The sequence below is a fragment of the Psychrobacter sp. 1Y4 genome (genome assembly GCF_051847555.1).
Window position 1 is genome coordinate 1 of record NZ_JBPYDE010000412.1, and the last position, 783, is coordinate 783.

Consider the following 783-nt stretch of genomic DNA (forward strand, 5'->3'; position numbering starts at 1 on the left):
GTCGAAGTTACCACTGCTAAAGTCCGTCGTGACCGCATGGGTCATATCGACCTAGCCAGTCCAGTTGCGCATATTTGGTTCCTAAAATCATTACCAAGCCGCATCGGTCTATTGCTAGACATGACGCTACGTGATATCGAGCGCGTTCTATATTTCGAAAGCTACATCGTTACTGAGCCTGGTCTAACTAGCTTAGAAAAGTACCAGTTGCTTGATGATGAAGATTATTACAAAGCGCTTGAAGAATTCGGTGATGAATTCACAGCCAAGATGGGTGCTGAAGCAGTTCAAGACCTATTAAAAGACATCGATATCGATCTTGAAATTGATGAGCTACGTGAAGCGATTCCACAAACTGGTTCTGAGACTAAGCTTAAAAAGATGTCTAAGCGTCTCAAATTATTAGAAGCATTCCGTGATTCTAATAACAAGCCTGAGTGGATGGTAATGAACATCTTACCAGTATTACCACCAGATTTGCGTCCTTTAGTACCGCTAGAAGGCGGCCGTTTTGCGACGTCAGATCTAAATGATCTATATCGCCGTGTAATCAACCGTAACAACCGTCTTAAGCGTCTGCTTGAGCTAAGCGCACCTGACATCATCGTACGTAACGAAAAACGTATGTTGCAAGAGTCAGTAGATGCGTTGCTTGATAACGGTCGTCGCGGTCGTGCCATCACTGGTAGTAATAAGCGTCCATTGAAATCTTTGGCAGATATGATCAAAGGTAAGCAAGGTCGTTTCCGTCAGAACTTACTTGGTAAGCGTGTCGATTACTCT

General features: G+C 43.8%; 1 pseudogene. It reads left to right on the forward strand.

The window, feature by feature from the left end:
* Positions 1-783: pseudogene (locus ACS8FC_RS16665) on the forward strand (DNA-directed RNA polymerase subunit beta'); the annotation flags it as partial.